Source organism: Achromobacter sp. UBA2119, assembly GCF_002331005.1.
GTDB lineage: Bacteria > Pseudomonadota > Gammaproteobacteria > Burkholderiales > Burkholderiaceae_B > Achromobacter > Achromobacter animicus.
Map to the genome: position 1 here is coordinate 41206 of NZ_DCYD01000023.1, position 17887 is coordinate 59092.

Below are 17887 nucleotides of genomic sequence, written 5' to 3' on the forward strand. Positions count from 1 at the left end.
ATTCGATGAATCCTATTTATTCCAAACTGGCATAGCGATGGAACTGCGAACGTTGCGCGCGTTGGTGGAGGTCGTCAGGCAAGGCGGTTTCTCCCAGGCGGCCAAAGTGATCCACGCGACCCAACCCACGATCAGCAAGGCCGTTCGGCAGTTGGAGGACGAGCTGGGCATGCTTTTGCTGGACCGGCAGGCGCAGCCGCTGCGGCTGACGGCCGCGGGCGAGATCGTGTATCGGCGCGCCCTGAACATGCTGGCCGAACGCGACGACCTGAACGCCGAGTTGGATGACCTGAAGGGCCTGAAGCGGGGTGTGCTGCGCCTGGGCCTGCCGCCGCTGGGCAGCAGTTCGCTGTTTGCGCCGATGTTCGCGCGCTTTCGCAGCCGCTATCCGCGCATCGAGATCAGCCTGGTCGAACACGGCAGCCGCCGCCTTGAAGAAATGGTGATGGCCGGTGAAATCGAACTGGCGGGATCGCTCAAGCCCGTGCCGGACCACTTCGAATGGCAGCCCGTCGCGCGCGAACCGCTGGTGGCGCTGATGCCCGCCGATCACCCACAGGCCCGCGCCGAGTCGGTGGGGCTGCACGACCTGCGCGACTCGCCCTTCGTGCTGTTCGAAACAGGGTTTGCCCTGAACCGCATCATCCACGACGCGTGCCAACGGGCGGGGTTCGTCCCGACCATCGCCGCGCGCAGCGGTCAGATCGATTTCATCGTGGCGCTGGTGGCGGCGGGGCTGGGCGTGGCGTTTCTGCCGCGCATGAAGGCCAACGAGGAATTGCATGCGAGCGTGGCCCGCGTGCCTTTGCGTGATTCGGGGACGGACTGGGAGATGGTCCTGGTGTGGCGCCGTGGCGGTTATCTGTCGTATGCCGCGCAGGCATGGCTGGCGTTGACGCGCGAGGTCCACCCGGGCGCCGCCTGATGGCGGACCGCGCCCGGACCGGTAAACATCGGGACAAACTTCCGGCGCCCGCGCCGGAGTATGCTGATGCCGGAACCCGGCCCGACTTGCCGGGTCAGATCATTCATGCCCGCCCTGCCCCGACTCTCCGCCCGCCGCCTGTTTGCCGCCGCCGTGCTTGCCGCCGCCGGCGTGGTCGGCTGCTCCCAACTGGATTCCTGGCAGCGCCAGACCATTTTTTCGCCACAGTCCGAGCCGCAATCCTGGTGGCGGGACCCAGCCGCGGGAACGCAGGTCTACGACCTGGCGCTCGACAACGGCGACAAGATCCGCGCCTGGTATCTGGCCAGCCCCAAAAAAGGCGCCCCCACCGTGCTGTATCTGCACGGCGCGCGCTGGAACCTGAATGGCAGCGCGTTCCGCATCGACGGCTGGAGCCGCATGGGGTATTCCATACTGGCGATCGATTACCGCGGCTTCGGTGCGTCCACGCCGCGTCTGCCCTCTGAAGACAGCGCGCTAGAGGACGCCATGGCGGGCCTGAAGGAACTGGCGCGCCTGCAGCCCGATCCGGCGCGCCGCTTTGTGTACGGACACAGCCTGGGCGGCGCAATTGCCATCGACCTGGCCTCACGTCCCGAGCAACCGGACTTCGCGGGCCTGATCGTGGAATCCAGCTTCACCAGCATCGGCGCCATGCTGGCCACGCTGCGCTGGGGCAACGTGCCCGGCGCCAGCCTGCTCGTCACGCAGCCGTTCGCATCCGTGGACAAGCTGGCCCAGCTGCACACGCCCATGCTGTTCATGCACGGCACGGCCGACCGCGTGGTGCCTCACACCATGAGCGACGAACTCTTTGCCGCTGCCCGCAACGTGGCGCCCGAATTGAAGCGGCTGGTGAAAATAGAAGGCGCCTCGCATTCGGGCGCCTTCCGCAGCGGCACGCAGTACGAGACCGCTGTCAGAACCTTCATGCAGGACGCCAGCCAGGCATACGAGCGCAAGAAGGGTTGAAGAGACGTCAGACGGCGGCAGCGGCGCCGCTGCGGCGGGACAGCCACGCGATCACGCGGGGACGGCTGCGGTCGTACGCCAGGTTGTAGAAGAACGCGTAGGGCAGATAGAACAGCACCAGCGCGATGTCCAGCACGAAGGCTTCCCACAGGCTGATGCTGAGCCACCAGGCCGCCAGCGGAATCACGATCAGGATCAGGCCGAACTCGAAGCCGAACGCGTGCAGTACGCGGATGCGGAACGTACGGGTCCAGCCGAAGCGGTTTTCGACACGGTCGAAGCCAGCGTTGTAGATCATGTTCCAGACCAGCGCGATCCAGGCGATGACCGCGGTCAGCACGCCCATTTCGAACAGCGACTTGCCCATGGCCCACGCGGCCACGGGCGCACACAGGCCGATGGCGATAATTTCGAACAAGAAGGCGTGGATGAAACGTTCTTTTAGGGTTTTCTTGGCTTGGGTCATGACCCACCTGCGGTCGATTGCTGAAGAGTGACCGCATTGTCCGCGACATTTCCGGTACGAAAAAGATAATATCCATCGGAAAAACCGATACACCTACCGCCGGGCCACTATGCGCCACTCCCTCGAATCCCTCGCCGCCTTCGCCCAGGTCGCCTCTGAAGGCTCGTTCTCGGCTGCGGCCCGCAAGCTGGGCAAGAGCCAGTCCACCATCAGCGAGACCATCGCCAATCTCGAGGTGGACCTGAACGTCGCGCTGTTCGACCGCAGTCAGCGCCAGCCTTCCCTGACCGCCGCCGGCAAGGTGCTGCTGGGGCAGGCCTTGCAGGTGCTGGCCGCCAACGATCGCCTGAACCGCAGCGCCAGCCAGTTATCCGAAGGCCTGGAACCCCGGCTCACCGTCGTGCTGTCCGACACGTTCCAGTCGCGCACGTTCGAGGCCATGCTGAGCCAGATCGACGCGCGTTATCCGGCGCTGCGCTTCGAATGCCTGATCGCGGAATACGAGGACGTGGTGGCGCTGGTGCAGCAGGGCCGCGCGCACGTCGGGCTGATGGCGGCGCAGGAAAGCTATCCGCCGGACGTCGCGCACGCGTGCCTGGCGGAACGCTCCGAAATCGTCCTGTGCGTGGGGCGCTCGCATCCGCTGGCCAGTTTGCCGTCGGTCACGTCCGATCACCTGAAGACCGAACGCGAGCTGCGACTGAGCACCTACGAACTGGACGACAAGGAGGCCACGCCGGCCCATTCGACGTGGTCGGCGCCGGGCTATCTGATGCTGCTGGAAATGGCCAGCCTGGGCTTTGGCTGGACCGAACTGCCGCGCTGGATGATCCAGCGCTTCGGCCGCGACCAGCTCGTGGAATTGAAGGTGCCGGGTTGGCCGCGCCACATACATGTCGACGCGGTCTGGTCCACGCGCCGCGCGCTGGGACCTGCGGGCGCCTGGCTGCTGGAAAGCCTTACGCAGGGATAGCGCGCGCCGCCACGGGCAACACGGGCTCCGCGTGCGTCAATGCCAGGCGCGTGATGCTGACGCCATTGGCGCGCAGCCATTCACCCAGCTTCGGATCGGCCAGCACGTCGAATTCGGCGCGCCGCTGGCGAGCCATGGCGCTGCCCCGCTCGCTGCCCAGTGCCGGATGACACATGACGAGATCGCCTTCGCGCGCGTTGAACAGCCAGGTCTGCAAGAAGTGCGCGTAGCGGCGCTTGCCGCCGTCGAACGCATAGACGCCCAGCAGCCGCCTGTTGGTCCGCAAGCCGCTTGAACGGGCCTCGCGCGCCAGCGCCGACGCCCCCAACGCGCCGATCACGCGCGCCTTCACCGACTCCTTCAGCGGCATCCCGCACTGCATGCCGGGCGCGGTCTGGCGCAGCCAGGGCGCCTGCGCGCCCGCCTGCGTGCCATAACGTCGCGCCATTAATGCCAGCAAGCGCTGGCGGATGCCGGGCAGCTGATGCACATGCTGGTGTCCATCCACATAGTCCGGCGCCCGGCCGAACGCCGCCTCGAACGCATCGAACTGCCGGACAAGCTGCGCCTCGACCCACGCCGCGTCGAGCAGGCCGGCGTAGGCCTTGAGGATCAGCGCGCCCAACGCGGGCATCGGTTCGGCGCCCGCGCGCAACGTTTCCGACAGATTCAGGTGCAGGCCGATGTCCACATCCAACGCGGCGAGCCGCGGCGCGTTGGCCGCGAAGGTGGGTCCCAGCGTCAGGCAACTGACCGCACTGACGCGCCCCATGCCGGCCAGCGCAATCATGCCCTCGTCGACATCCGCATTCATGCCAAAATCATCACCGCACACCACGACGCGTTTGCTCATCGCCGCCTCTCCGTCTTTCTGTCCGCCACATCCCACATGCGCGCCCTCATCCGGCAAATCAGCCTTTTCATCGCCGTCGGTTGCGCCGCCGCGGCAACGCATTGGGCCGTTGCCGTGGGCTGCGTCGAAGCGTTCGGCGCCCCCCCGCTGGCGGCCAACCTGATCGGCTGGATGGTCGCCTTCGTGGTGTCCTTCAGCGGCCATTACCGGCTCACGTTCCGACATTCGCCCATCCCCTGGACCGTAGCGGCCCGTCGTTTCCTTTTCATTTCAGCGATCGGCTTCTTGATCAATGAAACGGCCTACGCCTGGCTGTTGCACGCCACCGACGTGCCGTACGACACGCTGCTGGCGCTGATTCTGATCGGCCTGGCGTTCGCGACGTTCATCGCTAGCCGGCTGTGGGCGTTCCGGCACAAACCTGCTTCCTGAGCGCCGCTCCCGCGTCCACTCGCCACATCGCATGCCGGGCGCTCACAACGACGGGAGCCAGCCCTTGCAGCGGCAGGTAGATGGCGCCATCGCCATGACCGCCCCACACCCAGAACCGTGCACCATCCGGCGCCGCACACAGCGTTGCGTCGAACTGCGCGGCACTGATCAGCACCTGCTTTCCGGTGACGGGATCGAACTTCGCGGCGTCATAAAGCTCTTTGCGCCAGTTGTCGCGCACCGGCACTTCGGGATTGCGCCAGTCGTCCACGACCCACGTCGGCCGTGGCGCGCGTGCGTACAACGCCAGGTCGAAGGGATAGGCATGCAACGAGACAAACGTGTCGTCCGGCCGCGCCTCCTGCCGCACCACCTTGGCCAGCGGCGCGGCGCTGCCTCGGGCATTGAATGCCGCAACGCCCACAGCAGTGACGCAGATGCCGGCGGCGACCGCCGCGCTGATGCGCACGAGGCGCGGCGTCGTCACCCCGTTCTCGCTGCGCCACGCCGCCAGGATGACCTCCGCCAGCAGAAACGCCAGCGGCGCCAGCGCCGGCAACACATAGCCGATCAGCTTGGAATGCGGCAACGAAAAGAACACCACCACCACGGCGAACCACACCGCGCCCAGGCGCCGCAGGCCGCGCGCCGGACTTGCGATCCAGAAGGCGCGCCGCAGGATGCCGCCGCCCCACAGTGACCACGGCAGGCTCAGGCCAGCCAGCACCGGCAGGTAGAACCAGAACGGCTGGGCGTTGTTGAAGCCGCTGGCGGCGAAGCGCTGGAAATGCTGATAGACGAAGAAATAGTCGTAGAAGCCGGGATACCGCACCTGCATCAGCACGAACCACGGCGCCGCCACTGCCATGAACACCAGCAGCGCCGGCGGCCACACCAGCGCCGCCAGCCCGCGCCAGCGCCGCTCCCAGACCAGCCAGAGCAGCAGGATTGCCCCCGGCAACACCAACCCGATCAGCCCTTTGGCCAATACCGCCAGCGCGGCCAACGCCGCGGCAGCCACGGACATCCCGCGCGCCCCTTCCCCGCGTTCGACGCGCAGCGCGGTTTCAGCGGCGGCCAGGACGCACAGCGTGATGAGGCCCGCAACCAGCATGTCCAGGTTGGCAAACTGCGCGCCCCCATAGAAGAACGGCATGGTGCAAAGCGCCAGCACGGTCAGCGTGGCGGCAAATGCATCGCGATGACGCCGCACGAAAACGTACAACCCGGCGGCGGCGCCCCAGGCGGCCAGCCAAGACGGCACGCGCGCCGCCCACGGATGCACGCCGAACACCGAGAACGACAGCTCGGTCAGCCAGTAGTACAGCGGCGGCTTGTGGAAGTACGGCATGCCGTCCAGCAGCGGCACGGCGTGTGAGCCGCTGCGCAGCATGTCCCAGGCCACGCCGGCATAGCGCCCTTCATCGGGCAAGGTCAGCGGCCGCATCCACGCCAGCCAGGCCAGCCAGATGCCGACGGCCAGCAAGAACCGTCCTGCCGGCGGGGTCCATTCGGAGCGCGCCGGGGTGCTGTAGTCCGCCATCATCAGCCCTGCGCCTTGCCAGCGGGCCGGCCGCGGCTGCGCCGCACGACGAACAGCGGACGGCCCTTCACCTCGTCGAAGATGCGGGCCACGTATTCGCCCACCACGCCCAGCGAGATCAGATTGACGCCCGCAAAGAACAGCACCGCGGTGACGATGGTCGTCCACCCGGAGACAGCGTTGCCGGACATCAGGTAATCGCCCACGAGAAAGGCCGCATAGGCCAGCGCCAGCACGGCAAACGCCACGCCCACCAGGCTGACCATGCGCAGCGGCCACGTCGTGAATGCCGTCAGGCCGTCAAGCGCCAGGCGAAAAAGGCGCAGCCCGCTGTAGGTGCTGGTCCCGTGCATGCGCTCGTCCGGCGTGTAGGGCACGGCCTCGCCCTTGAAGCCGACCCAGGCATACAGGCCCTTCATGAAGCGGGTGCGCTCGGGCAGCGCAATCAGCGCATCGACCACGCTGCGGTCCATCAGCCGGAAGTCGCCGGCGTGCGCTGGCACCTGCACGCCGCGTGCGTTGCTGAGCAACTGATAGAACCAGCGCGCGCCCGAGCGCTTGAGCCAGGATTCGTCGGCGCGGTCGCGCCGCACGGCGTACACCATCTCGGCCCCCGCGGCCCATCGCGCCAACATCAGCTCGATCAACGCGGGCGGATGCTGCAGGTCGGCGTCCAGGCAGATGACCACGTTGCCGCTGGCGGCTTCCAGACCTGCGCTCAGCGCCGCCTCCTTGCCGAAATTGCGGGACAACTGCACGTGGCGAAAGCCTTCGTGCTCGGTCCATTCGGCCATCAGCGCGTCCGTGCCGTCGGTGCTGCCATCATCGGCCACGATGATCTCCCAACTGGTGCACAGCGCGGAGAGCCGGTTGCGCAGCAGCGGCAGCAGCACGCGCAGGTTCTCGCACTCGTTCAGACACGGAATCACGCAGGTGACGCGGATGTCATACGGCACGTCGGCGGCCTGCGGCGGCCACACGGACCTAAGCGGCAGGGATTTTGCCAGCACCTGCGGCGCTGGCGGGTCGGACCGTAACTGGATGTGCATGGGGTTCTGCAATGATGGAATGCGGGACACGATGCGGTGCAGTATGCGCAGGGGCTCGTCGAATTTTCATGAAATGCCGGCCCGCACGTGGCCGCTAAAATGGCGGGCATCTCCAGTCTTCCGGTTGTCATGCAATACCAAGTCCGTCCCATGCGGGTCAGCGATGTGGACGCCATCCTGCAGGCCCAGGCCCTTGCCTATCCTCAGTTCCTGCTGGAAGGCGCCGGCTTCTTCCTGAACCGTCTCGCGCTTGCGCCGCAATATTGCTGGGTTGCCCAGCCAGGCACGCCAATGTCTTCGGGCGTGTTGCTGGGCTACCTGATTTCCTACCCGTGGGACGCGGGCCTGCCCCCCGCCCTGGACGTGCCGCTACCCGCGCTGCCGGCGCGGGCCGATCACTGGTTTCTGCATGACTGCGCGGTCGTGCCGGCGGCGCAAGGCACGGGCGTGGGTCAGGCGCTGGTGGGCGCCGCCGCCGCAAGCGCCATGGACAACGGCCTGACGCGCGCCAGCCTGGTGTCCCTGGCATCGGCGGCCGGCTATTGGTTGCGTCATGGCTACGCGCCGCTCGCGCCGCAGACGCCGGGTCTGGCCGAAAAACTGGCGGGCTACGGCGAGGGCGCCAGTTACATGTCGCGCGCCTTTCCCTTCCCGGCCGCACGCCCGTTGCGCGCCTGACGGCGTCCCCCAACCCGTGTACAGGTGCACTGGCCTGGACGTAAGATAGCTTCGCAGTCCGCGAACGATGCGGCGGAAGATGGCCTGAACAGCGGGCTTGAACATCGGGTTTGAACAGCTAGTCTTGCTGCGCCCCGGCGGGGCGCGAAGGTTCATATGATCTCCCTTTCGCCCGTCCAATCCCTCCTCGCCTGCTGCCTCGTGCTCGTCATCGGACGGGTCATGACCACGCGCATCGGCGTCCTGGCGCGCTACAGCATTCCGGACCCCATCGTAGGCGGCCTGCTGTTCGCCGTATTGGCCTATCTGTTGTCCACCTGGGGCGGCGTCGCCGTCTCGCTGGAGACCAGCATCAAGCCCACGCTGCTGCTGCTGTTCTTCGGCTGCATCGGGCTTACCGCCAACCTCAAGCTGCTGGCGCGCGGCGGGCCCCGTCTCATCGCCTTTCTCCTCGCGTTGATTCCGTTTCTGGTCCTGCAGAACGCCGTGGGGCTGGGCATGGCATGGCTGCTGGACATGCACCCGCTCATGGGCCTGCTGGGCGGCACGATCACGCTGGTGGGCGGTCACGGCACCGGCGCGGCCTACGCGACGCGCTTTGCCGACTTCAACAACATCCAGGACGTCATGCCGCTGGCCATGACGGCGGCGACGCTGGGACTGGTGCTGGGCGGCGTGGTGGGCGGCCCCGTGGCGGAATGGATCATGCGCCGCCACAAAGTGTCGGGCAGCCTGGACCACACCGCGGCCGAAGGCCACCAGGCCGCCGACCTGAATGAAACGCATCAGCCGCCCACCCCGGGTACGTTCATCCTGTCCATGACCGCCGCGTTCGTCTGCCTGGTCGTCGGCGGCATGCTGGCAGCGCTGGTGGAAGATGCCCCGGTCAGCCTGCCCAACTTCCTGTGGTGCCTTGCGACCGGGGTACTAATCCGCAATGCAGGGCCGCTGGTGGGCATCCGGCTCGACGATCGCGCCACCGACATCATCGGCACGATCTCGCTATCGCTGTTTCTGGGCATGACGATGATGACGCTGGACCTGTCCAGCGTCGCGCGCCTGGCCGGTCCGCTGGCGCTGATGCTGGCGGTGCAGACGCTGGTCTGCGCGCTGTATGCCGCCTGGGTGGTGTTCCGGCTGCTCAAGCGCGACTACGAGGCCGCCATCATGTCCGCGGCATTCTGCGGCTTCGCGCTGGGCGCCACCGCCACCGCCATCGCCAACATGCAGGCGCTCACGCGCCGCCACGGTCCGGCGCCGGAAGCCTTCATCGTGGTCCCCGTCACCGGGGCCTTCCTGGTGGACATCCTGAACGTGATCGTCCTGAGTTCGCTGATTTCCTTGCCGTTCGTGGGAGGGATGTAGCCATGTTCAAAAGACTCTTGATGGTCCTGCTGTGCGCGGTGCTGGCCGCGTGCGGCCGCGCGCCCGACGCGGACGCCCTGCGCGTGGACGTCACGCGCAGCCTGGATGCGACCTATGGGCAGGACCTGTTCCGCATCGCTGACCTCAAGCGCATGGGGTCGGCCACGGACAGCACCGCCCCGGCGGGCGAAACCCGGCGCGTCGTGTACTACGACATCGACCTGGAACTGACCCGCGACATTTCGCTGGGCGCATGGGATCAGCCCGGCGCGGCGTCGCTGGTGACGTTGCTGGGCGCCGGTCCGCGCAGCATCAGCGGCGTGAAGTCCGGCGGCAACAAGGCCGGCGATCGCATCATTGCCCACGCCAGCGCCATCTACCGCGAAGCGGACGGCGCGTGGAAGCTGGTGACGCCCGCAGGCTTCAAGGCGGCCGAGGCGCCGTCGCTGGACACCGGGGCGCCGCCGCCCGTCACGCGCCAGCTGCTGGACACGCTCGACCAGATCACCCACTCGGTAGCCTACAGCGCGTCCAGCACGGCCCAGCACGTCGTCCAGCAGGAGCTGGAACGCTCGGTGGCGCGCATCAATGGCCGGCTGTCCCGGCTCCAGCAGGGTTACCCGCTGGCCGGCGGTCCGGACCGCGGCGAGTACCTGGCCTTTTCCCGCGCCCTGAGCGACGTGGCGCGCGCGCGTCAGATCCGGGTGTCGCCGCTAATCACCGGCGGCGGGGCCGACAACATCGCATTGCTGCGCAGCGGCGACGCCGTCGTCGGCCTGGCGCAGGCCGATACCGCGCAGATGGCCTACGAGGGCACGGGTCCCTTCGCGGGTCAGGGGCCGTTTCCCGGCCTGCGTGCGCTGGGCAGCCTGTATCCGGAGATGGTCCACATCGTCGTGCGCGACGATCCCGCTCTGCGTGGCGTGCGAGATCTGAAGGGCAAGACGATCGCATTGGGTCCCGAAGGGTCAGCCGTGCGCGCTACCCTGCAAACTGTGCTGGCCGCGCATGGCCTGCAGGCCGGGCGCGATTACCAAGTGTCCGACACACCGTTTGTTGCCGCCCTGCCGCTGCTGCAATCCGGGGCGGTCGACGCCGCCGCCCAGGTGATCGGCGTGCCGGCCACGCCGCTGCGCGATGCGCTGATTCCCGCGCAGCTCAAGCTGCTGCCGCTCGATGCCGAGGCGATCAAAACCCTCACGGCCGGCGACAGCGTGCTGATGCCGCTGGACATCGCGGCGGGCACGTATCCCAATCAGCAGGACCGCATCCCCACCGTGGGCGTGGCGGCGCTGATGCTGACCACCACCGACCTCACGCGCGACGAAGCGCTTGTGGTCGTGCGCGCGGTCTACCAGGCCGGCCAGGACCTGCTGGCGGCCGGTTCGACGCAGGGCTCGCAGGTATCGGCGGCCACCGCCCGGCTCGGCCTGAGCGTGCCGCTGCACGACGGCGCCGAGGAAGGTATCGCCCAACTGGAGCACGCCAAACCGCGCTGAGGCGCGTTGCGTCTATGATGGCGCTCCCTATCAGGAATTCCGATGAACAAATTCGATCTTCAAAAGAACCAGGCCCTCAAGCTGGCCGGCCAACTCAAGCAATCGGCGACGCCCGACCGTTTTGGCGCCTCGTCCCAAGTGCCCGACCGCCGCGAGCAACGCAAGCTGGATCAGGCCGCCGGTCTGGTGCCCTTCCCGCTGAAGCTGTCGCAGGCGCAGGCCGACAAGCTGCGCGCCGCCGCCGCCGAACGCGGCGTGTCGACCAACGACCTCGTGGCCGAGGCGCTTGAGAAAGCGCTGGGCAAGTAAGCGCAATGCACATCTGGGTCGACGCGGACGCCTGCCCCGCCGTCATCAAGGACATCCTGTTCCGCGCCGCGCAGCGCTGGCAGGTGCCCCTGACGCTGGTGGCCAATCAGGCGCTGTACACACCGCCGTCGCCGCTGATCCGGGCCGTGCAGGTGCCGCGCGGCTTTGACGTGGCCGACGCGCATATCGTGGAGCGGGCAGAAAAGGGCGACCTGGTCATCACCGGCGACATTCCGCTGGCTGCGCAGGTGCTGGAAAAGGGCGCGATGGCGCTCAACCCCCGCGGCGAACGCTACTCGCCGGAAACCATTCGCGAGCGGCTGGCGATGCGGGACATGATGGAAGAACTGCGCGCCAGCGGCGTGGACACGGGCGGCCCGTCGTCATTCAGCCAGTCCGACCGCAAGGCGTTCGCGAACCAACTCGACACGCTGCTCGCGCGGGTGGCCCGCCAGCAGGCGCAGAAAAACTGAAAACCGCCGGCAGCCCCGGCGGTCAATTATCAGTGGTCAGTAAAAGGTGATGTATGCCTTGTAGATGATCGCGCCGATCGCGGTGACAAGGCCCAGGCCCATCAGGGTCATGCCGAGATTGCGGTCACGAAACCCGAAGCCGATCAACATGAGCGCCACGCCGGTGCAGATGATGATGAGCATGGTATTGGTATGCGGACCCATGGCCTTCTCCTGTTTTGCTCGGCAGTCATTCGCCGTTTTATCGATGATAGACAGGCGTGGAACAGGCTTGGCGCAACCGAAAGCTGGCCGATTGCGACAGATCAGAAGAAGATTAATGAATCAAAAACAAAAAAGCCAACCGATGAAGGTTGGCTTTTTGCTTGGGCATTACTGCCCGACGTATTTACTGCCCAAAGTATTTATTGCCCGAATAACAAAACCGATATCGCTGAATTACTGCTGCATTGCTGCTTACGAACCGGGCTTTGTCTTTTGGGGCTCTTCAAAGGCTGTGAAGCCTGAGAAGGTCTTTGGTGGGTAGTACTGGGTTCGAACCAGTGACCCCTGCCGTGTGAAGGCAGTGCTCTACCACTGAGCTAACCACCCCGAAAGAGGCGAAATAATAGCACGAATCTTTAAACGCGTGCAAGTCGCCTCGGGAAAACTTCTTTGCGGCCGTGCTGTGCAGCCCTTTTACGCTGCCGCTGCAACAGGCGCATCGAGCTTGCGCCAGATGCTCTCGCCGCCCACGCTCTTATCCAGCGCAGCCACGTAAGCCTCGTGCTCGGCCAGCTCTTCGGCGTTGGCGTACAGCACCGGCAGCCCCGATGCGTCGAACTTGGCCAGCACCAGGCCATCGCTGCCGGTGCCCGCATTGTCGTCCACGTCGATCAACAGCGCGTCCTGGCCGCGCGTCATCGCCAGCCAGACTTCCGCCAGAAGCTGCGAGTCGAGCAATGCGCCGTGCAGCGTACGGTGCGCGTTCGAGATGCCGAAGCGGTCGCACAGCGCGTCCAGCGAATTGCGCTTGCCGGGGAACAGCGACCGGGCATGCAGGAGCGAGTCGGTGACGGTCTCGCAGAACTCGGTGATGGGACCGCGCCCGGTCTTCGCGAGCTCGGCGTTGAAGAACTTCACGTCGAACGCGGCGTTGTGCGCGATCAGCTCCGCGCCCTGGATGAACTTGACGAATTCGTCCGCGACCTCGGAAAAGCGCGGCTTGTCCGACAGGAACTCGGTGGTCAGCCCGTGAACGGCCAGCGCCTCGGGATCGCTGTCGCGGTCCGGGTTCAGATAGATGTGCAGATTGTTGCCCGTGGCCATCCGGTTGACGAGCTCCACGCAGCCGATTTCGACGATGCGATGACCCTGTGCAGGGTCCAGTCCGGTGGTTTCAGTGTCAAAGATGATCTGGCGCATAACGATTCCGACGCGTCTATTCCGACGCGTCTATTCCGAAGGGTTTATTCCGATGCTTGAGGCTGCGAGGCTGGCGGCGTGTGCGATTGATGCGCTTCGCTGCCGGACTTGCCTGCCTTCTTGCGTGCGGTGGCAATCAGCGTGTAGGCCACCGGCACGACGAACAAGGTCAGTAGTGTACCCAGCAACAGCCCGCCGACCAGAACCCAGCCGATCTGCTGCCGCGATTCCGCGCCCGCGCCGGTGGACAGCGCCAGAGGGACAGTACCCAGCACCATGGCGCCCGTGGTCATCAGAATGGGCCGCAGGCGCAGCACGCTGGCTTCAACCACGGCCTCGAACAGCTCCCTGCCCTCGTCGCGCAACTGGTTCGTGAATTCCACGATCAGGATGCCGTGCTTGGTGATCAGGCCGACCAATGTAATAAGCCCGATCTGGCTGTAGATGGACAGCGTGCCGCCCGTCAGCCACAGCGCCAGCAATGCGCCCGTCATGGACAGCGGCACCGACAGCATGATGATGAACGGATTGCGCCAGCTTTCGAACTGCGCGGCCAGCACCAGATAAATGAACGCCAGCGCCATCGCGAACACCAGATAGATGCTGCCCGACGAATCGCGGAACTCGCGCGACTGGCCGTCCAGGTCCGTGATGATCGTGTTGGGCAGGACCTCGCGCGCCACCTGGTGCATGTGTTCCAGCACTTCGCCCAGCGCATAGCCGGGCGCGACAGCCGCGTCGATCTTCACGGCGCGCAGGCGGTTGAAGTGGTTGAGCGACTGCGGCGACACGCCTTCGTGCACGCCCAGCAGGTTGTCCAGCTGGACCATGCTGCCGTCGCGCGCGCGCACATAGATGCCCGAGATATCGGTGGGATTGGCGCGGTCGCGCGGCGTGACCTGCACGATCACGTCGTACTGTTCGCCTTCGTCCTTGTAGCGGGTGACCTGGCGCCCGCCCAGCATGGATTCCAGCGTGCGGCCCACGACGTCCACGTTGGCGCCCACGTCGGCCATCTTGTCGCGGTCCACGCGCACGCGCAGCTCCGGCGTGTTCAGGCGCAGGTCTGTGTCCAGGTTCAGCAGGCCCGGATACTTGCGCAGCTCGGTCAGGAAAATCTGGGTCAGCCGCGACAGCTCTTCATACGAGGCCTGGCTCATGATGATGAACTCCACCGGCTTGGACCGGGCGGACTGGCCCAGCGACGGCGGATTCGTGGGAAAGGCGCGCACGCCCGGCAGCGAGGCAAACTGCGGCTGCAATTGCTGCGTGATGGCCTGCTGCTTGCGCTCGCGCTCTTCCCAGGGCTTCAAGCGCAGGATCGCGGTGCCGTCCGTGACCGTCGGAAAACCCACCGTGACCTGGCTGCCGCTGGCTTCCGGAATGTCGGCATAGAACTTCTCGATGCCCAGCATGCTGTCCAGCGTGTAGTTCAGGGTCGCGCCCTCGGGCGCGTTCACGATGCCGAACACCACGCCGCGGTCCTCGACCGGCGCCAGCTCGCTCTTGACCACCTTGAACAGCACGCCGCTGCCCGCGGCCACGGCCAGGCCGATCACCACGACGATCCAACGATGCCGCAGCGACGCGCCCAGCATGCGGCGATAGCCGTTGCTCATGCCGTTCAGCCAGCCTTCGATCAGGTTGTACCAGCGGCTATGGCTGGTCTCGTGCCGCAACAGCACGGAACACATCATGGGCGTGAGCGTCAGCGCCACGAAGCCCGACACCAGCACCGCGCCGGCCAGCGCCAGCGCAAATTCAATGAACAGCCGGCCGGTGCGTCCCGTGGCGAACGCCAGCGGCGCATATACGGTGACCAGCGTCATGGTCATGGCGACCACCGCAAAGCCGATTTCCTTGGAGCCGCGCAGCGCCGCTTCCTTGCGTGGCATCCCGTCCTCGATGTGGCGGTAGATGTTCTCCAGGACCACGATCGCGTCGTCCACCACCAGGCCGATCGCCAGCACCATGGCCAGCAGGGTCAGCGTGTTGATGGAAAAGCCGAACAGGTACATCAGCGCACACGCGCCCACCAGCGACACCGGGATGGTGACGATGGGAATGATGCTGGCGCGCAGGTTGCGCAGGAAGAAGAAGATCACCAGCACCACCAGCACGATGGCCTCGATGATGGTGTGGAACACGGAATCGATCGACCGCTCGATGAACACGGACGAGTCGTACGCGATATTCAGCTTCATGCCGGCCGGCAGGGTCTCGTTCAGCCGGGCGACTTCCTGGCGCGCCGCCTTGGACAGTTCCAGCGGGTTGGCGGTGGACTGCCGCGTGACGCCGATGTTGATGGCGGGCTTGCCGTTGAAGCGGGACAGGATGCGGTCATTGGCTGCCGCGATCTCGACCTTGGCCACGTCGCGCATCCGCACCGGATAGCCCTTCACGTTGGCGACGATCACGTCTTCAAATTGGGCCGGCGTCTGCAGGTCGGTCGCGGACACCACCGAGAATTCCCGCGCGCGCGATTCGATGCGCCCCGCCGGAATTTCCACGTTCTGGCTGCGCAGCGCGGCTTCCACGTCCTGCACCGTCAGGCCGTACGCGGCCAGCTTGTCGCGGTCGACGTAGATGCGCATGGACGGCAGCCGCTCGCCAAAGACGCGCACCTCGGCCGCCCCCGGCAGCACCGACAGACGGGTCTTGATATAGCGGTTGATGTAGTCGGACGTCTGGATGGCCGAGAACGATCCGGATTCCACCGCGATGTAGATGATGGGCTGGGAATCCGCCTCGACCTTGCCGATGATGGGCTCGTCGATCTCATCCGGCAGAAAGCGCCGCGCGCGCGAGACCTTGTCGCGGACTTCGGCCGCCGCGGCGTCCGGGTCGCGCGTCAGGTTGAACTTGATGTTGATCTGGCTGCGCTCGGAGCGGCTGCGTGAGGTCATCACGTTCACGCCTTCGATGCCGGCCAGCTGGTCTTCCAGCGGCTTGGTCACCTGCGATTCGATCACCTCGGGCGAAGCGCCCTTGTACGTGGTGTCGACCGATACGATCGGTTCGTCGATCTTGGGGTATTCGCGCACCGTCAGGCGCGAATACGAGATCAGGCCGATCAGCACGATGATCAGCGACAGGACCGACGCGAACACCGGGCGCTTGATACAGGTTTCCGAGATACGCATGGCGCTATCGCTGAAAGGGTAAGGGGCCGGCTATTGGCCGTTGCCCACGATGGTCACGGGCGCGCCATCGGTCACGCGCTGCAGGCCCGAGACCACCAGCTGGTCGTTCAGGGCGACGCCGGTCAGGATCTCGACTCGGCCCTCGCGGCGCTCGCCGATGGTCACTTCGCGCCGGTGCGCCACGCCGTTCTCGACCCGGTAAACGTACTGCGTTTCGCCCGACGGCGATAGCGCGGCCTCGGGCGCGACCAGCGCCTTGTCCTCGTTGAACAGCAGTTGCACGCGGGCGAACATGCCGGGGCGCAGCACGCCGTCCTGGTTGGCCACGGTGGCGCGCAGCAGGATCGACCGCCCCCCCGCGTCGACCAGCGGACTGACCGCGTAGACGAGGCCCCGGCGCTCCTGGCCGGGCAAGGCGTCCAGGCGCAGCGTCAGTTGCTGGCCGACCCGCACCTTGCTCAAGTACATCTCGGGCACGCGGAAATCCACCTTGAGCGGATCGATCGCCTCGAGCGGCGCCAGGTCCTGCCCCTGGTTCACGTAGTCGCCCACCGACACGCTACGCAGGCCGACGATGCCCGCGAACGGCGCGGTGATCGTCATCTTGTCGAGCCGGGCCTGGGCCAGCGCCACGGCGGCCTCTTGCACCTTCAGCGTGCTGGCCGACTCGTCGCGCGCCTGCTGGCTGACGAAGCCCTTGCCCTGCAGTTCGACGGCGCGGCGGTAATGGCTTTGCGCCAGCGTCAGGTTCGCGCGCGCCTGCGCAAGTTCAGCGCGCGGCACCGAATCGTCCAGGCGGATGAGCAACTGACCCTGCTTGACGGGCTGGCCTTCTTTGAAATCAATGGCCTGGATGCGCCCGGTCACTTCGGGGCGCAGGACGACGGACTCATCGGAACGCAGGCTGCCCACTGCGGACAGGCCGCGTGCAAAGGGGATTTCCTGGACGGCGGCCACGGCCACGCGGGACGGCGCGGCGGGCGCGGCTTGAGATTTGGTGGTGACCGGGGCGGGAGCGGCGGACGGCGCCAGCCAGCGCGGCACAAACACGCCGAGCGCGGCCCCCGCGGCCAACCCTGCCGCGACGGCGGCCAGCAGTACAGCTTTTTTCATGCGCGAAAGTGGCGGTGTTGCGACGCGGACCGGGCATGCCCCACTCGGACGTCGCCGCAGGAACTGGAGGAAGGGAAGGCACTTTAGCACCCGGATTTACATACTGGAACAATCCTGAAGCGCGATGAAAGAACTAAATCTGCCCTAGCGGGCCGATTTGAGGGTATTTCCGGATGCCGGCGGGGCGGCCGATACCGTTCAGGCGCGGCGCGCGACGTCGACGCCCATGTTGGCAAGCTGGTCGGCGCGCTCGTTGCCGGGGTCGCCCGCGTGACCGCGAACCCAGCGCCACGACACCGTGTGCCGCTGCACCTGCTCATCCAGCGCCTGCCAGAGCTCGGCATTCTTGACCGGCTTTTTCTCGGCGGTGATCCAGCCGCGCCGTTTCCAGTTGGCCAGCCACTCGGTCATGCCCTTCATGACGTATTGCGAGTCGGTGTGGATGGTGACGACGCACGGACGCTTGAGGGCGCGCAGGCCTTCGATGACCGCCAGCAGTTCCATCCGGTTGTTGGTGGTCTGGAGTTCGCCGCCATGCAGCGTCTTTTCGTGCGCGCCGGCGCGCATCAGCACGCCCCAGCCGCCGGGACCCGGATTGCCCTTGCAGGCGCCGTCGGTCCACATTTCCACTTTCTGATCGTTCGCTTTGTTGTCCTGCATGGTGCTGCG

At 66.3% G+C, this 17887-nt stretch carries 19 protein-coding genes and 1 tRNA gene; 10 read left to right on the forward strand and 10 right to left on the reverse strand.

Going from position 1 to position 17887, the window contains the following annotated elements:
• The first annotated feature begins 37 nt into the window (after positions 1 to 37).
• Positions 38 to 925 carry a LysR family transcriptional regulator gene (locus B3098_RS27900; protein WP_175125380.1) on the forward strand — a complete coding sequence of 296 codons (888 nt, stop codon included), beginning with the start codon at positions 38 to 40 and terminating at the stop codon, positions 923 to 925.
• Positions 926 to 1030: 105 nt separating this feature from the next.
• Positions 1031 to 1918, forward strand: a complete 888-nt coding sequence (locus tag B3098_RS27905; RefSeq protein WP_191578167.1) for an alpha/beta hydrolase — start codon at positions 1031 to 1033, stop codon at positions 1916 to 1918.
• A 7-nt stretch (positions 1919 to 1925) separates the two neighbouring features.
• Here the strand turns inward: B3098_RS27905 and B3098_RS27910 are convergent, their stop codons facing one another.
• Positions 1926 to 2384 (reverse strand): multidrug/biocide efflux PACE transporter, encoded by a 459-nt coding sequence (locus B3098_RS27910; protein ID WP_286900431.1) that lies wholly within the window; start codon positions 2382 to 2384, stop codon positions 1926 to 1928.
• Between the two features lie 109 nt (positions 2385 to 2493).
• Here B3098_RS27910 and B3098_RS27915 point away from each other — a divergent pair, with 109 nt between their 5' ends.
• Positions 2494 to 3357, forward strand: coding sequence for a LysR family transcriptional regulator (locus tag B3098_RS27915; RefSeq protein WP_105237320.1), 864 nt, complete (start codon positions 2494 to 2496; stop codon positions 3355 to 3357).
• Here the strand turns inward: B3098_RS27915 and B3098_RS27920 are convergent.
• The gene (locus tag B3098_RS27920; RefSeq protein WP_279974988.1) at positions 3344 to 4210 is read right to left on the reverse strand and encodes a ChbG/HpnK family deacetylase; all 867 of its coding nucleotides are present in this window, start codon (positions 4208 to 4210) and stop codon (positions 3344 to 3346) included. The genes B3098_RS27915 and B3098_RS27920 overlap by 14 nt on opposite strands.
• Positions 4211 to 4246: 36 nt before the next feature.
• Between B3098_RS27920 and B3098_RS27925 the strand changes: the two genes are divergently transcribed.
• Positions 4247 to 4642 carry a GtrA family protein gene (locus tag B3098_RS27925; RefSeq protein WP_286900434.1) on the forward strand — a complete coding sequence of 132 codons (396 nt, stop codon included), beginning with the start codon at positions 4247 to 4249 and terminating at the stop codon, positions 4640 to 4642.
• Here B3098_RS27925 and B3098_RS27930 read toward each other — a convergent pair.
• Together B3098_RS27930 and B3098_RS27935 are read right to left on the reverse strand one after the other, a co-directional pair.
• Positions 4602 to 6185, reverse strand: a complete 1584-nt coding sequence (locus B3098_RS27930; RefSeq protein WP_286900869.1) for an ArnT family glycosyltransferase — start codon at positions 6183 to 6185, stop codon at positions 4602 to 4604. The genes B3098_RS27925 and B3098_RS27930 overlap by 41 nt on opposite strands.
• A 2-nt stretch (positions 6186 to 6187) precedes the next feature.
• Complete coding sequence (locus tag B3098_RS27935) at positions 6188 to 7234, reverse strand: glycosyltransferase family 2 protein (RefSeq protein WP_279974986.1); 1047 nt, start codon at positions 7232 to 7234, stop codon at positions 6188 to 6190.
• A 150-nt stretch (positions 7235 to 7384) separates the two neighbouring features.
• Between B3098_RS27935 and B3098_RS27940 the strand changes: the two genes are divergently transcribed.
• From B3098_RS27940 to B3098_RS27960, 5 genes are all read left to right on the forward strand, one after another.
• The gene (locus B3098_RS27940) at positions 7385 to 7912 is read left to right on the forward strand and encodes a GNAT family N-acetyltransferase (RefSeq protein ID WP_286900870.1); all 528 of its coding nucleotides are present in this window, start codon (positions 7385 to 7387) and stop codon (positions 7910 to 7912) included.
• A 156-nt stretch (positions 7913 to 8068) separates the two neighbouring features.
• Positions 8069 to 9277, forward strand: a complete 1209-nt coding sequence (gene gltS, locus B3098_RS27945) for a sodium/glutamate symporter (protein WP_175186380.1) — start codon at positions 8069 to 8071, stop codon at positions 9275 to 9277.
• A 2-nt stretch (positions 9278 to 9279) separates the two neighbouring features.
• Positions 9280 to 10776, forward strand: a complete 1497-nt coding sequence (locus tag B3098_RS27950; protein ID WP_286900435.1) for a TAXI family TRAP transporter solute-binding subunit — start codon at positions 9280 to 9282, stop codon at positions 10774 to 10776.
• A 42-nt stretch (positions 10777 to 10818) separates the two neighbouring features.
• Entirely contained in the window at positions 10819 to 11085 is a 267-nt protein-coding gene (locus B3098_RS27955; protein WP_175139078.1) for a ribbon-helix-helix protein, CopG family, read from the forward strand.
• Positions 11086 to 11090: 5 nt separating this feature from the next.
• Positions 11091 to 11558, forward strand: a complete 468-nt coding sequence (locus tag B3098_RS27960; RefSeq protein ID WP_175186378.1) for a YaiI/YqxD family protein — start codon at positions 11091 to 11093, stop codon at positions 11556 to 11558.
• A 36-nt stretch (positions 11559 to 11594) separates the two neighbouring features.
• On the opposite strand, the gene B3098_RS27965 is transcribed toward B3098_RS27960, so the two are convergent.
• Positions 11595 to 11762 carry a hypothetical protein gene (locus tag B3098_RS27965; protein WP_175125403.1) on the reverse strand — a complete coding sequence of 56 codons (168 nt, stop codon included), beginning with the start codon at positions 11760 to 11762 and terminating at the stop codon, positions 11595 to 11597.
• Here B3098_RS27965 and B3098_RS27970 point away from each other — a divergent pair.
• Positions 11751 to 12065: a hypothetical protein gene (locus B3098_RS27970; RefSeq protein WP_286900441.1), complete on the forward strand. Its 315-nt coding sequence runs from the start codon at positions 11751 to 11753 to the stop codon at positions 12063 to 12065. The genes B3098_RS27965 and B3098_RS27970 overlap by 12 nt on opposite strands.
• A 9-nt stretch (positions 12066 to 12074) precedes the next feature.
• Here B3098_RS27970 and B3098_RS27975 read toward each other — a convergent pair.
• The 5 genes from B3098_RS27975 to rnhA form a co-directional block, all read right to left on the reverse strand.
• Positions 12075 to 12149 (reverse strand) — tRNA-Val (locus B3098_RS27975).
• Positions 12150 to 12236: 87 nt separating this feature from the next.
• The gene (dnaQ, locus tag B3098_RS27980) at positions 12237 to 12962 is read right to left on the reverse strand and encodes a DNA polymerase III subunit epsilon (protein WP_286900443.1); all 726 of its coding nucleotides are present in this window, start codon (positions 12960 to 12962) and stop codon (positions 12237 to 12239) included.
• 44 nt (positions 12963 to 13006) lie between these two features.
• Positions 13007 to 16105, reverse strand: a complete 3099-nt coding sequence (locus B3098_RS27985) for an efflux RND transporter permease subunit (RefSeq protein ID WP_286900445.1) — start codon at positions 16103 to 16105, stop codon at positions 13007 to 13009.
• Positions 16106 to 16135: 30 nt separating this feature from the next.
• Positions 16136 to 17218, reverse strand: coding sequence for an efflux RND transporter periplasmic adaptor subunit (locus B3098_RS27990; RefSeq protein WP_286900446.1), 1083 nt, complete (start codon positions 17216 to 17218; stop codon positions 16136 to 16138).
• A 198-nt stretch (positions 17219 to 17416) separates the two neighbouring features.
• Positions 17417 to 17878, reverse strand: a complete 462-nt coding sequence (gene rnhA / locus B3098_RS27995; RefSeq protein WP_175139095.1) for a ribonuclease HI — start codon at positions 17876 to 17878, stop codon at positions 17417 to 17419.
• Positions 17879 to 17887 lie beyond the last annotated feature (9 nt).

Bases quoted from the DNA above. Each gene is read 5' to 3' on its own strand.
- gltS (WP_175186380.1), top strand. From the start codon at position 8,069: ATGATCTCCCTTTCGCCCGTCCAATCCCTCCTCGCCTGCTGCCTCGTG.
- B3098_RS27910 (WP_286900431.1), bottom strand. From the start codon at position 2,384: ATGACCCAAGCCAAGAAAACCCTAAAAGAACGTTTCATCCACGCCTTC.
- B3098_RS27970 (WP_286900441.1), top strand. From the start codon at position 11,751: ATGCGGACCCATGGCCTTCTCCTGTTTTGCTCGGCAGTCATTCGCCGT.
- B3098_RS27985 (WP_286900445.1), bottom strand. From the start codon at position 16,105: ATGCGTATCTCGGAAACCTGTATCAAGCGCCCGGTGTTCGCGTCGGTC.
- dnaQ (WP_286900443.1), bottom strand. From the start codon at position 12,962: ATGCGCCAGATCATCTTTGACACTGAAACCACCGGACTGGACCCTGCA.
- B3098_RS27955 (WP_175139078.1), top strand. From the start codon at position 10,819: ATGAACAAATTCGATCTTCAAAAGAACCAGGCCCTCAAGCTGGCCGGC.
- B3098_RS27965 (WP_175125403.1), bottom strand. From the start codon at position 11,762: ATGGGTCCGCATACCAATACCATGCTCATCATCATCTGCACCGGCGTG.
- B3098_RS27920 (WP_279974988.1), bottom strand. From the start codon at position 4,210: ATGAGCAAACGCGTCGTGGTGTGCGGTGATGATTTTGGCATGAATGCG.
- B3098_RS27950 (WP_286900435.1), top strand. From the start codon at position 9,280: ATGTTCAAAAGACTCTTGATGGTCCTGCTGTGCGCGGTGCTGGCCGCG.
- B3098_RS27940 (WP_286900870.1), top strand. From the start codon at position 7,385: ATGCGGGTCAGCGATGTGGACGCCATCCTGCAGGCCCAGGCCCTTGCC.
- B3098_RS27925 (WP_286900434.1), top strand. From the start codon at position 4,247: ATGCGCGCCCTCATCCGGCAAATCAGCCTTTTCATCGCCGTCGGTTGC.
- B3098_RS27900 (WP_175125380.1), top strand. From the start codon at position 38: ATGGAACTGCGAACGTTGCGCGCGTTGGTGGAGGTCGTCAGGCAAGGC.
- B3098_RS27930 (WP_286900869.1), bottom strand. From the start codon at position 6,185: ATGGCGGACTACAGCACCCCGGCGCGCTCCGAATGGACCCCGCCGGCA.
- B3098_RS27905 (WP_191578167.1), top strand. From the start codon at position 1,031: ATGCCCGCCCTGCCCCGACTCTCCGCCCGCCGCCTGTTTGCCGCCGCC.
- rnhA (WP_175139095.1), bottom strand. From the start codon at position 17,878: ATGCAGGACAACAAAGCGAACGATCAGAAAGTGGAAATGTGGACCGAC.
- B3098_RS27960 (WP_175186378.1), top strand. From the start codon at position 11,091: ATGCACATCTGGGTCGACGCGGACGCCTGCCCCGCCGTCATCAAGGAC.
- B3098_RS27990 (WP_286900446.1), bottom strand. From the start codon at position 17,218: ATGAAAAAAGCTGTACTGCTGGCCGCCGTCGCGGCAGGGTTGGCCGCG.
- B3098_RS27935 (WP_279974986.1), bottom strand. From the start codon at position 7,234: ATGCACATCCAGTTACGGTCCGACCCGCCAGCGCCGCAGGTGCTGGCA.
- B3098_RS27915 (WP_105237320.1), top strand. From the start codon at position 2,494: ATGCGCCACTCCCTCGAATCCCTCGCCGCCTTCGCCCAGGTCGCCTCT.